Source organism: Arthrobacter gengyunqii (assembly GCF_023022985.1).
GTDB lineage: Bacteria > Actinomycetota > Actinomycetes > Actinomycetales > Micrococcaceae > Arthrobacter_B > Arthrobacter_B gengyunqii.
In genome coordinates this window covers 72,692-85,543 of record NZ_CP095461.1, presented here as the reverse complement: position 1 = coordinate 85,543, position 12,852 = coordinate 72,692, and the positions used below count along the sequence as shown (strand labels likewise).

Annotated in this window: 13 protein-coding genes; 5 read left to right on the top strand and 8 right to left on the bottom strand. The window is 65.9% G+C overall.

Annotated features, from left to right (window positions below):
* Window positions 1-45 precede the first annotated feature (45 nt).
* Window positions 46-1,503 (bottom strand): D-alanyl-D-alanine carboxypeptidase/D-alanyl-D-alanine endopeptidase, encoded by a 1,458-nt coding sequence (gene dacB, locus MUG94_RS00410; protein ID WP_227907452.1) that lies wholly within the window; start codon window positions 1,501-1,503, stop codon window positions 46-48.
* A 222-nt stretch (window positions 1,504-1,725) separates the two neighbouring features.
* Between dacB and MUG94_RS00405 the strand changes: the two genes are divergently transcribed.
* Complete coding sequence (locus tag MUG94_RS00405; protein ID WP_104053548.1) at window positions 1,726-2,271, top strand: inorganic diphosphatase; 546 nt, start codon at window positions 1,726-1,728, stop codon at window positions 2,269-2,271.
* Between the two features lie 103 nt (window positions 2,272-2,374).
* Here MUG94_RS00405 and MUG94_RS00400 read toward each other — a convergent pair whose 3' ends face one another.
* Window positions 2,375-2,593 carry a hypothetical protein gene (locus MUG94_RS00400; RefSeq protein ID WP_227907450.1) on the bottom strand — a complete coding sequence of 73 codons (219 nt, stop codon included), beginning with the start codon at window positions 2,591-2,593 and terminating at the stop codon, window positions 2,375-2,377.
* 80 nt (window positions 2,594-2,673) lie between these two features.
* Here MUG94_RS00400 and MUG94_RS00395 point away from each other — a divergent pair, with 80 nt between their 5' ends.
* Complete coding sequence (locus MUG94_RS00395; protein WP_227907448.1) at window positions 2,674-3,324, top strand: hypothetical protein; 651 nt, start codon at window positions 2,674-2,676, stop codon at window positions 3,322-3,324.
* 21 nt (window positions 3,325-3,345) lie between these two features.
* Here the strand turns inward: MUG94_RS00395 and MUG94_RS00390 are convergent, their stop codons facing one another.
* Both MUG94_RS00390 and serS read right to left on the bottom strand, forming a co-directional pair.
* Window positions 3,346-4,191 (bottom strand): HAD family hydrolase, encoded by an 846-nt coding sequence (locus MUG94_RS00390; protein WP_227891005.1) that lies wholly within the window; start codon window positions 4,189-4,191, stop codon window positions 3,346-3,348.
* Between the two features lie 139 nt (window positions 4,192-4,330).
* On the bottom strand, window positions 4,331-5,608 hold the full coding sequence (gene serS, locus MUG94_RS00385) for a serine--tRNA ligase (RefSeq protein WP_227907446.1): 1,278 nt from the start codon (window positions 5,606-5,608) through the stop codon (window positions 4,331-4,333).
* Between the two features lie 86 nt (window positions 5,609-5,694).
* On the opposite strand from serS, the gene MUG94_RS00380 reads away from it, so the two are divergent.
* Window positions 5,695-6,813, top strand: coding sequence for a diacylglycerol/lipid kinase family protein (locus MUG94_RS00380; RefSeq protein ID WP_227907440.1), 1,119 nt, complete (start codon window positions 5,695-5,697; stop codon window positions 6,811-6,813).
* Here the strand turns inward: MUG94_RS00380 and MUG94_RS00375 are convergent.
* From MUG94_RS00375 to MUG94_RS00360, 4 genes are all read right to left on the bottom strand, one after another.
* Window positions 6,810-7,079 (bottom strand): hypothetical protein, encoded by a 270-nt coding sequence (locus MUG94_RS00375; protein ID WP_227907438.1) that lies wholly within the window; start codon window positions 7,077-7,079, stop codon window positions 6,810-6,812. The two genes, MUG94_RS00380 and MUG94_RS00375, sit on opposite strands and share 4 nt — an antisense overlap.
* Window positions 7,080-7,232: 153 nt before the next feature.
* On the bottom strand, window positions 7,233-8,204 hold the full coding sequence (locus tag MUG94_RS00370) for a DNA topoisomerase IB (protein WP_227907433.1): 972 nt from the start codon (window positions 8,202-8,204) through the stop codon (window positions 7,233-7,235).
* Between the two features lie 60 nt (window positions 8,205-8,264).
* Window positions 8,265-9,224: a prephenate dehydratase gene (pheA, locus tag MUG94_RS00365; protein WP_227907431.1), complete on the bottom strand. Its 960-nt coding sequence runs from the start codon at window positions 9,222-9,224 to the stop codon at window positions 8,265-8,267.
* Window positions 9,221-9,538 (bottom strand): rhodanese-like domain-containing protein, encoded by a 318-nt coding sequence (locus MUG94_RS00360; protein WP_227907430.1) that lies wholly within the window; start codon window positions 9,536-9,538, stop codon window positions 9,221-9,223. The genes pheA and MUG94_RS00360 overlap by 4 nt, the downstream gene beginning before the upstream one ends.
* A 130-nt stretch (window positions 9,539-9,668) precedes the next feature.
* On the opposite strand from MUG94_RS00360, the gene MUG94_RS00355 reads away from it, so the two are divergent.
* Window positions 9,669-11,096: an amidase gene (locus tag MUG94_RS00355; protein WP_227907428.1), complete on the top strand. Its 1,428-nt coding sequence runs from the start codon at window positions 9,669-9,671 to the stop codon at window positions 11,094-11,096.
* Window positions 11,097-11,273: 177 nt separating this feature from the next.
* Entirely contained in the window at window positions 11,274-12,743 is a 1,470-nt protein-coding gene (locus MUG94_RS00350; protein ID WP_479768614.1) for a peptide MFS transporter, read from the top strand.
* The last annotated feature ends 109 nt before the right edge of the window (window positions 12,744-12,852 follow it).

The window sequence follows — 12,852 nt, the reverse complement described above, 5'->3', positions numbered from 1 at the left end:
ACAGGTCCTCCAATGGCAGGAGGGTTCGCTGAACGCCGAACCGCGTCAGCCGCACCCGCAGCCGGCAAGGGCGGCGGCAGCCGCATCCACGGCTTCACGGGCTTGGACAGTGTTGCCCTCCAGCCCGTTGGCCACGAAGGCAAAGGACAGCAGCCGGCCGTCGGCGTCGGTCACGAATCCGGTGAGCGAGGTTGCCGCCAGCAGGGTGCCGGTTTTGGCGCGGACCAGTCCGGCCACCGGAGTTTCCTTATCAGCGGAAGAATCGGTGAAGGCTGCGTCTGTGAACCGCGAGGCCAGGGTTCCGCTCAGTCCGGCCACCGGCAGGGAATAGGGCAGGTCGCGGACGCTGTTGTCCGCGGAAGTCAGTGCGGCATTTACGGTCCGTGCCAGCTGCAGTGCGGTGATTTCCGTTCCGCTGCCGAGTCCTGAGACGTCCGCCAGGACCATCCCGGAGGTGTCCACCCCGAGCCCGGACACTGCCGATTCGACGGCGGCTGCGGCACCGTCGAAGGAGCCTTCGCCGCCCTCCGCGAGCGCCGTCATCCGGCCCAGCGTTTCCGCCAGGTAGTTGTCCGAGGCGAGCAGCATCTGCCGCACCTGCTCCGCTACCGGAGCCGATGACACGGAGGCCAAACGGTCTGCGCCGTCGCCTGCCGTTCCGCGGGTGACCTCGGGATCCACCTCAAAGCCGTAGCCGGCGGCAGCGGTTTCCAGGGCGGCGGCGAAAGCCTCTCCGGCGGTGAGTGCGGCGTCCTCCACCCGGGCACCGGACTGCTGTCCTTCAACAGCCCAGGCCGAGTTGATCGCCAGCGGATACACGGCGGCGGCCTCTCCCGCCTCGATGTCCTCTTCATTCCAGGCCGGTGAGAGCGCCTCACCCGTGAACAGGGTGTCATCCACCAGGATGCTCACCGTTCCGGACACCTCACGCCCGGCCAGGGCAACGGCTGTCCGCTCCGCCAGCGTCTGCAGGCCGGCATGCCCGACGACGGCGTCCTCCTCCGCTTCGCCGGAGCCCAAAAGCACATCTCCCCCGCCGGTCAGGACGACGGTTTCGGGTGTGTTTCCTGCATACACGGAAGTTTCAAACCGGGTGTCGGATCCGAGGACGGACAGGGCAGCGGCGGCAGTGAGGACCTTCAGGCTGGAGGCCGGAGTTGCCGCGGCACCGCCGTCGAGGTCATAGAGGACCTCTCCCGTCAGCGCGTCCACCACGGCCCCGTGGAACTCACCGCTGCCGGAAACCTCCAGCTCAGCGTCCAGGCGGGCCGCCAGCTCTTCCGCGTCCGGCAGGGGCGCACCCGGGCCGGCCGGCGCCGGAAACTCCCCGCTCCCGGAGGACAGGACCGCCGGGGCCTCCTCGTGGGACGGCACCACCAGCTCCCGCTGCGGGTGGTCCCGCGCAAGCGCGGCCAGGACCGGGGGACCCGCATACAGGCACAACGGAACCACGAGGACCGCCAGCACCAGGGTCAGCAGGAGGCCGGACAACACCCGAGCCATGGCCTCACCGCTGCCTTTCGCAATCTTTTTCAGGGTTTTCCAAGGACTGTCCAACCGCCCCATTCACTGCGTCAGGCAGTGATTGCGGACCAAGACATATATCTTTAAGACTAGACCGGCGCCGCAGCCCGCACTGACGCGGACAAACACGCGGCTGTTGGCGCTTTTATCAGCCTGTTCCGTTTTGTGGTGCCATGCCGGTGCCACGCCAGAGGAGTATCCATGAAGCTCGACGTCACCATCGAGATCCCCAAGGGATCCCGGGTCAAGTACGAAATCGACCACGAAACCCACCGCCTGCGCCTGGACCGCATCCTCTTCACGTCCATGGCCTACCCCACCCACTACGGGTACTTTGAGAACACCCTCGGCGAAGACGGCGATCCGCTGGACGCCCTGGTGATGCTCCAGGACTTCGACCTGATGCCCGGCGTGCTGGTGGAATCCCGCCCCATCGGCGTCTTCAACATGGTGGACGACGGCGGCGGAGACGCCAAGGTCCTGTGCGTGCCGGTTGATCCCCGTTTTGACCACATCAAGGACATCTCGGACGTTTCCGATTTCCTGCTTGACGAGATCAAGCACTTCTTCACCAAGTACAAGGATCTGGAGCCCGGCAAGTGGGTTGAAGCCGCCGACTGGGCCGGCCGTGAGGAAGCCGAGGCCGAGGTGGAAGCTTCCCTGGCCCGTTTCGCCGCTCTCGGCGAAGGCAGCGAAGAGGACGAGCCCCAGGGCCGCGACGTCGACGCCGACCCCCAGAACAACTAGCGCGTTCCCGGAGCCGTTACAGGGTCCGGATCAAGCAGGTGCCCGATGGCGGCCGTTCCCTTTCCGGGGGACGGCCGCCGTCGTCGTTTGGACTCCTACTCGTTCACCTGCCCTCCCGGGCCCGCCGCCGCGCCCAAGTGCGCACATCTCCGCCATAGGTGCGGGCGGGCAGGACCGCAACGGCAACGGCAACCGCGAGCAACACCCAGCTGCCGGTTACCCATGCAGCCCAAAGGCCCAGCAGAATGACCCCGAGCGCAAAGAACAGCGGAATCAGGGAGACGGGTCTTGGGTTGGGCGGCTGCCCGCTGGAATTCTTCATCTGCCGACTCTAGGCGATGCATCCGGGGCGCGCCGCAACCGATCCCGGTTGTCTTTGGGGTCCTCTGGCATGCTGAACCCATGCATTACGTGCTGACGATCAACCAGCGGGATTCGCGCGAATCGGGGGACCTGGTTCCGGAACTCATCCGTTCGCTCCGCCATCTGCCCGCAGCCGTTCCGTTTCAGCGCTCCGTGGGCGACGAAGCGCAGGGCGTGCTGGCCGATGCCTCCACGGCGGTCGATGCCGCACTGGCTGCGATCCGGCAGCGGCGCTGGAACGTGGGAATCGGCATCGGCGAGGTGCATCCGCCGCTGCAGCAGAACATCCTGGACAATGACGGGTTTGGGCTTGTGTATGCCCGCCGCGCCGTGGTCCGGGCGCAGAAGACCGGCGAACGCATTCCGCTGGCCGTGGACGGACCGGACGCGGACATCGCCGCAGAAGCCCAGGCCGTGCTGCGGCTGCTCGGCCAGATCGTGGCCAGCCGCACCGACGCCGAGTGGAAAGTGCTGGACCTTATGACTCCCGGCGCCCGCGGGCAGCAAAAATACGTTGCGGAAATCCTGGGCATCACCACGCAGGCGGTCAGCAAGGCCGTGGTGCGTTCCCATTGGCAGGAGGAGTGGGCCACCCGGCCCGCGGCGGCACGGCTGCTCGCGCTGAGCGCCGGACCTGCAGCACTTTCGGTTGCAGCTTCGGTCTTCGAACCAGCGGCGCAGGGAGCCTGAAACAGGCTGCCCGCGGGACGGTTAGCTGTCGGCGAGACCGCGGAGGATGGTGGCGGCGCCGTCTTCATAGACAGTGCCGGTAACTTCGGTGGCTGCCTCCAGCACTTCCTGCGGAGCCTGGCCCATGGCCACGCCGCGGGCCGCCCAGCCCAGCATTTCAATGTCGTTGCGGCCGTCTCCCATGGCCAGCGTGTGCTTCCGCTCAATGCCCAGCGCGCTGCGCACGTTTTCCAGTGCGCTGGCCTTGGTGACACCTTCGGCGGCGATGTCCAGCCAGGCGGTCCAACCCACGGAATATGTCACGCCGTGCAGGCCTATGGCTCGGACAGCCTCACCGAACTCCTCCGCCGTGGAGTCGACGCTGAAGACCACCACGCGGACTGCTTCGGCACTGCGCAGCCGCTCAAAGTCCACCGCCTGGGCCTCCACGCCAAAGCTGGCATCCTGAAAGCGCTCGGTGGAAAGGAAGTTGCCGTGGGAGTCCTCCAGGGCGAACTTTGCGGTGGGCAGCTTGATCCGCAGGGCGTCCAGCGCTGTCCGGGGATCGAAAACCACCCGGTCCATGACTTCGTAGCCGTCCGGAAGGGAGGTATCCACCCGCAGGGTGACGCCGCCGTTGGAGGCGACGCAGTAGCCCTTGGTGATGCCGAGCCGCTCCAGGATGGGAAGTGCTGCGCCGTAGGACCGTCCGGTCGCGATGACCAGGTGGTGGCCGGCGGCAATCGCAGCTTCGGCGGCTTCGCGGACACCGGCGGACATGTGCCCGTCATGGTCCACCAGGGTGCCGTCCACGTCCAGTGCCACCAGGTGGACGTTGCGGTCAGGGTTCTGCCGGTCTTCGATGCCGGTGCTCGTCAAAGTAGTCATCGCCTTAGTTAAACAGATGGCCGCAGATCCTGAAAGGACGCGGCTCACATATGTGTGCAGGTGAGATGGGATAAACGGTTCCTGTTCCGGGTAAAGGAACAGGAACCGCCGCACCGCTGGATCGGAACTGCGGTCCTTCCTACAGGACCGGCAGGACCTCAAGTCCGCCGAGGTACGGACGCAGGGCAGCCGGAACCGTCACGGAGCCGTCCGGGTTCTGGTGGTGCTCGAGGATGGCCACGATCCACCGGGTGGTGGCCAGGGTGCCGTTGAGCGTGGCGACGGCGCGGGTGCCCTTGCCGTCGCCGTCCTGGCGTTCGCGGATGTTCAGGCGCCGGGCCTGGAACGTGGTGCAGTTGGAGGTGGAGGTCAGCTCGCGGTAGGCGTTCTGGGTGGGAACCCACGCTTCGCAGTCGAACTTCCGGGCCGCGGACATGCCCAGGTCCCCCGCGGCGGTGTCGATCACCCGGTAGGGCAGCTCCACCTTGGCCAGCATTTCCTCTTCCCAGGCCAGCAGCCGCTGATGTTCCGCGGCGGCGTCTTCGGGCTTGGTGTAGATGAACATTTCCACTTTGTTGAACTGGTGGACCCGGATGATGCCGCGGGTGTCCTTACCGTGCGAGCCGGCCTCGCGGCGGTAGCAGGAGGACCAGCCGGCATACCGGACGGGACCGCCGTTGAGGTCAAGGATTTCGTCGGCGTGGTAGCCGGCCAACGGAACCTCGGAGGTGCCCACCAGATAAAGGTCATCTTCGGCGAGCCGGTAGATCTCGGCGTCGTGCGCCACGTCGAAGCCGGTGCCCTGCATGGTCTCCGGGCGCACCAGCGTGGGGGTGATCATGGGCACGAAACCGGCCTGGACGGCCTGGTCCATGGCCATGTTCAGCAGGGCCAGTTCCAGGCGGGCGCCAACGCCGCGCAGGAAGTAGAACCGGGATCCGGACACCTTGGCGCCGCGTTCCATGTCGATGGCGCCCAGCAGTTCACCGATTTCCAGGTGGTCGCGGGGGGTGAAGCCTTCGGCTTCGAAGTCGCGGGGCGTGCCGACCGTCTTGAGAACCTCGAAGTCATCCTCACCGCCGGCGGGTACGCCGTCCTGGATCAGGTTGGGGATGCGCCGCAGCAGGGCGTCAGATTCGGCCTGGGCGGCGTCTGCCTCAGCGCCGGCGGCCTTCACGGCGCCGGCCAGTTCTTTGACCTCGGCCAGGAGAGCCTGCTTTTCCTCTCCCTTGGCCTTGGCGACGCGCTTGCCGAAGGCATTCTGTTCGGCGCGCAGGCCCTCAAAGCGGGTGCGCGAATCGCGGCGCGCAGCATCGGCGGCAATGATCGCGTCCACCAGGGACTCGTCCGCCTGGCGGGCGCGCTGGGAGGCTCGGAATTTTTCGGGTTTTTCGCGGAGCTCATTAACATCGATCACGATTCAAGAGTACCCAAAACCCTGACGGGGACAGGCATGGGCCCCGGTGAGCGTCTGACCGGGACCGGGTTAGGCTGGGAATCACTATGTCCGCACCGCTGATCGTCCTTCTTGCACTGCTGGCCGCTGCCCTGATCGCCCTTGCGGCATGGAAGGTGGCGGCGCGTCGGCGGCGGCTGGCTAAGAAGCGGATTGTGGTCAAAACCCTGGCGCCGGGTCACCAGCGGATTGCTCTGGTGCTGAACCCCGTCAAGCTGCAGGCGCCAGCGGCACGGGCGCTCCTGGCGGAGGCCTGTGAACTGGCCGGCTGGGATCCTCCGCTAATCCTGGAAACCACAAGGCAATCCCCCGGTTACGAGCAGGCGCGCCGCGCGGTGGAACTGGGGGCCGACGTCGTCCTTGCCGGCGGAGGGGACGGAACAGTCCGGGAGGTGGCCCGGGCGCTGGCCAACACCCCTGCCGCATTGGGGCTGCTGCCGCTCGGAACAGGCAACCTGCTGGCACGAAACCTGGGGATTCCGGTGGCGGACCTGGCGGCGTCGATCCGCACGGCGCTGCACGGCAACCAGAGGCGCATTGACATGGGCACCATTGACTTTGATGACGCAGTCACCGGTGAGCGCCGCAGCAGCACGTTCCTCGTCATGGGAGGAATCGGGCTGGACGCCGAGGTGATTGCGGCCACCCGGGATGACCTGAAGAAACGGGTGGGCTGGCTGGCCTACAGCGAGGCGGGCGTGAGGCTGTTGCCCGGACGCCGCACCAAGATGAGCATTTCCCTGGACGGGGAGCCGCCCCAGATGCGCAAGGTCCGCAGTATCCTGTTCGCCAATCTGGGCAAGCTTCCCGCAGGAATCGACTTCATTCCCGAAGCAAAAATGGATGACGGGCTGCTGGACGTTGTCATTATGAGCCCGCGCAGCCTGGCCGGCTGGCTGTGGGTGGCCGGCAAAGTGGTCACCAAGCATCCGCGGAACATTCCGATGATCGACTACCGTCGGGCACGGACGGTGGAGATTTGGGTGGCACACCCCACGGAAACCCAGCTGGACGGTGATCTGACCGGCGCAGCAACCAGTGTCCGCGTGGAGGTGGATCCGCTGGCGCTGCTGGTCCGGGCACCGTCACCGGACCAGCAGCAGCCCCGGCTTCCGAGTCCGTACTCCGTGGCACGGTCCTCGGCCCGGGCGGGCGGTCGGAACTAGTCCTGGGTGCCTTCGGCGTCCGTGTAGCCGCCTTCATCCTTGGTGTTCCCGGCACCGTCGGCATCGTCGCGGTCCGTGTATTCACCCTCGTCATCCTTGTTCAGCGACGCCGGTGAGGCCTGCTCCCGGATCAGTGCTTCTTCCTCGGCGAACCGAATGTCATTGCCCTGATCGCCGGCGTCCCCGCGGTAGTTGTCGTCACCGGTGGACTGGCCGCTTGGCTTGGGGTCGGTCAGCTGTTCTTCCTCATTGGGGTACTCAGACATTCGCTTACCTTCCTGATAGTGAAACAGGACCAGTGGCAGGCCCTGCAGCGCGCAGGTGCGGAAATTGCCGCGCCCACAACATCAGCATACTTATGAACACTGAAACCGGAAAAGTCCAGCCTGACCGGCTGATGAAACACGGACCGGCAGGCCCTAGTCCGTGAGCATCACCCGAACGGCAGTCTCCGAGGCGGAAAACCCCGTCACCTCAATAACTTCGCCGTCGAAAAAACGGTCCACCACGCGGGGATCAATATAGGACTTGCGGGCGACGGAGGGCGTGTTTCCCAGGTGATCAGCCACTTTCCTAGCCGTGGCGGCAATGGTTTTGCGCTTGTCGGTCTTGCTGGAAGCCAGCGGAAAGGCCCGGGCCAGATGCATGGCAGCAACCACGGTGGCCTGCCAGGTGCGGAAGTCCTTGGCCGTGAAGTCGCCCCCGGTGACTTCACGAAGGAAGCCGTTCAGGGCGGAGGCGGAGATGCTGTGCCACTGGCCGTCAATCCCCTCATAAGCCAGCGCCGTATCGGCGCCCGGGCGGGCAAGCATTGGCGTCAGGGCCGCCACCAGGTCCGGATCCTCAATCAGGGTGTGCCATTCCTGTCCGCTTTTGCCGGGGAAGTCGAACCGCACCTCGTTTCCCTGCACAGTGACATGCTCAACACGCAGGGTGGTGGTGCCGTAGGAACCGTTAACCTCGGCGTAGCGCTCTCCTCCGATTCGCAGCGCGCCGGCGTCGACAATCCGCAGTGCCGCCGCGAAGGCACGCTGCGGGCCGGTTCCATCGGTGCGCAGATGCTTGGTGATCAGCCGCCGGGCTGCGGGCAGCGACTGGGCAAATTCCAGCGACCGGTCGAACTTTTCCCGGTCTTTCAGTTCGCGCCAGTGCGGATGGTAGATGTACTGCCGCCGGCCCGCAGCGTCCGTGCCGGTGGCCTGAATATGGCCGTTGGCATGCGGGCTGATCCACACGTTGGTCCAGGCCGGAGGAATTGCCAGCGCACGGATCCGGTCCAGGGTTTCCCGCTCGGTGATGATGTCCCCGCGCGGATCGCGGTAGCTGAAGCCGCGGCCCCGCTTCTGCCGCGAGTAGCCCGGATGCTCACAGTTGGTCCGCCGCAGGCGCATCGTGCTCTCTTCTTTTCGGCGGGATACCGCTGCTGAAGTTGAACTTCCCTTGCCGCGAGACTAGCTTCCCAGGACGCCCTCAAGCCAGAGGTCAGCGGACCGGAACGCTTCGTCGCTGCAGTGCCGGGGAACCTCGGGCTCGCGCTGGTCCGCCCGGGGATAGGATCCGAGAAACCGCAGGTTCGGGCTGATCCGGTGCAGGCCCCTGAGGGCGTCAGCCATCCTGGCGTCCCGGATGTGGCCGTCGGCATCGATGCTGAAGAAGTAATCCCCCAGGAACTGCCCTGTGGGGCGGGACTCAATCCGGCTCAGGTTTACTCCGCGGGCGGAGAACTGGTCCAGGATTTCCATAAGGGCGCCCGGATGGTCCTCCGGAAGGGGCACCACCAGCGTGGTCTTGTCGGCCCCCGTGGGGGCGGGCAGGGACGTGGGCAGGCTCAACAGGACAAAGCGGGTCACGGCCTCCGCAACATCGCCGATGCCGGCGGCCAGCACCGACAGTCCCAGCCGCTGCGCCACCAACGGCGAGCAGATGGCCGCGTCGAAGCCAGGCTCGGCGTCCTGGAGGCCCACCGCCGCGGCGGCAGTGGAGGAAGCCGGCAAATATGCCGCCTGGGGAATATTGGTATTGGCCCAGTCCCGGCACTGCGCCCAGGCGTGTGAATGGGTGGAAACAGTGCTGATATCGGCCAACCCCAGCCCCGGCCGGACAGCCAGGACAAAGGTGATGGGAACCAGGATTTCACGCAGGATGCGCAGCGGCTCGCCGGCGGAGATGGCATCCAGGGTGGCGCTGACACCACCCTCCACCGAGTTCTCGATGGGGACTACGGCGGCAGAGGCGCGCCCGCTGCGCACCATTTCCAGGGCGGCGGTGACGCTGGTTGCCGGAATGCGTTCCGACGTCTCGGCCCCCGGAACCTGCAGCAGTGCTGCTTCGGTGAAGGTGCCTTCGGGTCCCAGATAGGTGTAGGTCACCGGGTCCGACACGTCGGAACCGGCGCCTGGCGAAAGGCTCATACGACCGTGGGATCCTGCCCGTTGTCGGAGACCATCGGCTTTCCGGCTTCCAACCAGGCACCCATTCCGCCGGTGACATTCACTGCGGAATAGCCGTGGGACTCCAGCCATGCGGTGGCCCGTGCGCTGCGTCCGCCGCTGCGGCAGATGACGGCGAGATCCGTATCCGGATCAAGATCGTCGAGGCTCTCCGGCAGCGAATCCAGCGGAATGTGGAGTGCGCCGTCGATGTGGCCGGCCTCCCATTCATAGTCTTCACGCACGTCCAGGATTTTGGCGTCCTTGCTGATGGAGTCAACCGATACGTTTTCCATTTTTCCGGTTCCTGTCCTTGCGTCATGGGGAGCTTCGGCGATGCGCCATGAGGTCCCCCTGGGTCTGCTTCCTCCCAGCCTATAGTGGGAGCCTTGCCCGGAAAATAATATTCCCGTCCCCGGAGGTCACATGCCTGATCAACCTCATTCCGTTTCATCCGGAGAACTCCGGGATTTTACGGCGCTGAAGCTGCGCAATGCCCTTGCCGCCGGTGAAATCAGCGCCCGTGAGGTGACAGAGCATTTCCTGGCCCGGATCGAGGAGCTGAACCCGGCTCTGGGCGCCTTTCTCCTGACCACTCCGGAAGCGGCACTGAAGGACGCCGCCGCCGCCGATGAACGGTTTGCCCGCGGCCGGCCGCTGGGACTGCTCCACGGGATGCCGCTTGCACACAAGGACCTTGCCGACGTCGCCGGGGTTCCCACCACGCTGGGAACGGCGGCACTGCCTGCCTATGTTCCGGAAGCGGACGGTCCGCTCCCAGCTGTGCTGCGCCGGGCCGGCGCCATCAGCCTCGGCAAGACGCAGGTCCCGGAATTCGGCCTGAGCAGTTACAGCGAGAACCTGATCGGCCCCCCGGCCCGCAACCCCCTCGCCCCCGCGCTGAGTCCCGGCGGCTCCAGCGGAGGCAGCGCCGCGGCCGTTGCCGCCGGCATGCTGCCCTTCGCGCCGGGGACCGACGGCGGCGGATCAGTCCGCATTCCGGCAGCCGCCACCGGACTGGTTGGCCTCAAACCGAACCGCGGCCGCGTCCCGTCCGGTTCCGGGCAGTCCGATTTGGGCCAGTTTGTGGTGGCCGGACCACTGGCCCGCACTGCCGCTGATGCCGCGCTGCTGCTGGACGCCATGGTTGCCGAGCCAAACTTTCATGCAACCTCCGCAGCACCCGCCGGGGAAAGCTTCCTTACGGCCACCCAACGTGCGGAGGGCAGGTTCCGGATCGGAGTGAGCACCCTCTCTCCCTTTTCTTCCCGCTTGGAGATCATCTTGGACCCGGAGGCGGTGCAGGCACTGGAGGCCGGCATCAAAGCGCTGGCCGGCACCGGACACGACGTCGTCGAGGCGCAACTGAGCTACGACGAGCGCTATCCGGACGCTTTCCAGGCCGTGTGGACCGCCGGACTGGCTGCGCTCGAGCTGCCGGCCGGCGGCGAGGAGCGGCTCCTGCCGCTCACGGCCGCCGTGCGCCGCCGCGCACAGCAGCGGTCCGCGGCGGATCTGGTCTCGGCCATCGATGTCCTGCACCGCTTCGAGCAAGACACCATCCGTGCCTACAACGCCTATGACATGATTCTGACCCCGGCGCTGGGCCAGACTCCGCGCCCGGTGGGCTGGTATTGGGACAGTTCACTTGAGGGCGATGCGCAGGGCCTCAGGGACTATGAACTGCAGTGCCAATACTCCCCCTTCACCTCAATGGTGAATGTGTGCGGGCTGCCGGCCATCACCTTTCCCACCCACCGGACCGAGGACGGGCTGCCCATGGGAATCCAGCTGATCGGACGCCCCGGCCGAGAGGCAGAGCTCCTGTCCGTCGCCGCCCAGCTGGAAAAGTGACGGAGAATTTTAGCGCACCGATAGAGGATGTTCCGCGACCCGCCTCGTAACAGTGCAGGTCAGAGGCGCAATCCTGGTGAGACTTGTCACGTTTCGTCAGCATACTGGCCCCTAGATACGGGAAAATTCACCCTTTACCCCTTCAAGGCACACATATTCCGGTGCGAACATGCAATGGTGAGTTCTAATCCCAGCACCTCAGCCGCCACGCCGGCCCGAAAGTCCTTCTTTGGCCATCCCCGCATGTTGGCGAACCTCTTCAGCGTTGAGCTGTGGGAACGGTTCTCCTTCTACGGCATGCAGGGCATCCTGCTGTACTACATGTACTACTCGGTCACCGACGGCGGCCTCGGCATCGACATTGCCGTTGCGACGTCGCTGGTGGGCGCATACGGCGGTGGCGTGTACCTGTCCACCATCGTTGGTGCGTGGCTTGCGGACCGGGTCCTCGGATCCGAACGCGTGCTCTTCTACTCCGCCGCGATCGTGGTTCTTGGCCACATCTCCCTGGCTGTCCTTCCGGGCGCAGTGGGCCTGGCCGCCGGCCTGATCCTGATTGCCCTCGGCTCCGGCGGCGTCAAGGCCAATGCCACCTCCCTCGTGGGAACGCTGTACTCGCAGAAGGATGAACGGCGCGACGCCGGTTTCTCGATTTTCTACATGGGCATCAACCTCGGCGCCCTGGTGGGGCCACTGCTCACCGGTCTTCTCCAGGTCCGCCTCGGCTTCCATTACGGCTTTGGCCTGGCCGCCATCGGCATGGCCATCGGCCTGATCCAGTACGGAATGACCCGCAAGTACCTGCCCGAGGCCGCCCACGAGGTGACCAACCCGCTGCCGCGCAGCAAGTACGGCGTCATGGGCGGCATTGTCGCCGCCGCCCTGGTGATCGTTTCCCTGGCCGTCGCCTTCGGCCTGCTGAAGGCGGAGAACCTGGCAGTGGTGATGGCCGCGGTGGCCATCATTGCCTCCATCGCCTACTTCGTGATCATCCTGCGCAGCCCCAAGGTTGGCCCCCTGGAACGCCGCCGCGTGTACTCCTTCATGCCGCTGTTCATTGCCAGCGCCGCCTTCTGGGCCCTGTTCCAGCAGCAGTTCACGGTTGTTGCCCTGTACGCTGACACCTCCCTTGACCGCCGCATCTTCGGCTGGGAGATGCCGCCGAGCTGGGTGCAGTCCATCAACCCCATCTTCATCATCATCTTCGCTGCCGTTTTCGCGGCAGTTTGGACCAAGCTGGGCGACCGGCAGCCGTCCTCCCCCCTGAAGTTCGCCCTCGGCCTGGCCGTCATGGGCCTGGCGTTCCTGGCGTTCATTCCGTTCTCCGGCGGCGGCGCCAACAGCACCCCGCTGCTGGCCATTGTCGGCATCCTGCTGCTGTTCACCTTCGCCGAGCTGTTCATCTCCCCGATCGGCCTGTCCGTGGCAACCAAGCTCGCGCCGGAAATCTTCCGGACCCAGATGGTGGCCCTGTTCTTCCTGTCGGTCTCGCTCGGCACCACCCTTGCGGGCTGGCTGGCGCAGTTCTACGACCCGGAAACCGAGGTCAGCTACTTCCTGTTCAGCGGCATCACGGCCATCGTCATTGGCGTGGCCCTGGCTGCCGGCACCCCGGCCATCAAGAAAATGATGGGTGGCGTGCGCTAAGCACTACCTCCCAACCCGCGGTGCGTGCACCGGCAAGCGGACGACGACGGCGGCGGCTTACGCCGTCGTCGTCCTGCGTTTAACGCCGGTCTGCCGCGTAAGGCATTTG

Coding starts and splice junctions, on each gene's coding strand:
- dacB (WP_227907452.1), bottom strand. CDS start 1,503: ATGGCTCGGGTGTTGTCCGGCCTCCTGCTGACCCTGGTGCTGGCGGTC.
- MUG94_RS00405 (WP_104053548.1), top strand. CDS start 1,726: ATGAAGCTCGACGTCACCATCGAGATCCCCAAGGGATCCCGGGTCAAG.
- MUG94_RS00400 (WP_227907450.1), bottom strand. CDS start 2,593: ATGAAGAATTCCAGCGGGCAGCCGCCCAACCCAAGACCCGTCTCCCTG.
- MUG94_RS00395 (WP_227907448.1), top strand. CDS start 2,674: ATGCATTACGTGCTGACGATCAACCAGCGGGATTCGCGCGAATCGGGG.
- MUG94_RS00390 (WP_227891005.1), bottom strand. CDS start 4,191: ATGACTACTTTGACGAGCACCGGCATCGAAGACCGGCAGAACCCTGAC.
- MUG94_RS00380 (WP_227907440.1), top strand. CDS start 5,695: ATGTCCGCACCGCTGATCGTCCTTCTTGCACTGCTGGCCGCTGCCCTG.
- MUG94_RS00375 (WP_227907438.1), bottom strand. CDS start 7,079: ATGTCTGAGTACCCCAATGAGGAAGAACAGCTGACCGACCCCAAGCCA.
- MUG94_RS00370 (WP_227907433.1), bottom strand. CDS start 8,204: ATGCGCCTGCGGCGGACCAACTGTGAGCATCCGGGCTACTCGCGGCAG.
- pheA (WP_227907431.1), bottom strand. CDS start 9,224: ATGAGCCTTTCGCCAGGCGCCGGTTCCGACGTGTCGGACCCGGTGACC.
- MUG94_RS00360 (WP_227907430.1), bottom strand. CDS start 9,538: ATGGAAAACGTATCGGTTGACTCCATCAGCAAGGACGCCAAAATCCTG.
- MUG94_RS00355 (WP_227907428.1), top strand. CDS start 9,669: ATGCCTGATCAACCTCATTCCGTTTCATCCGGAGAACTCCGGGATTTT.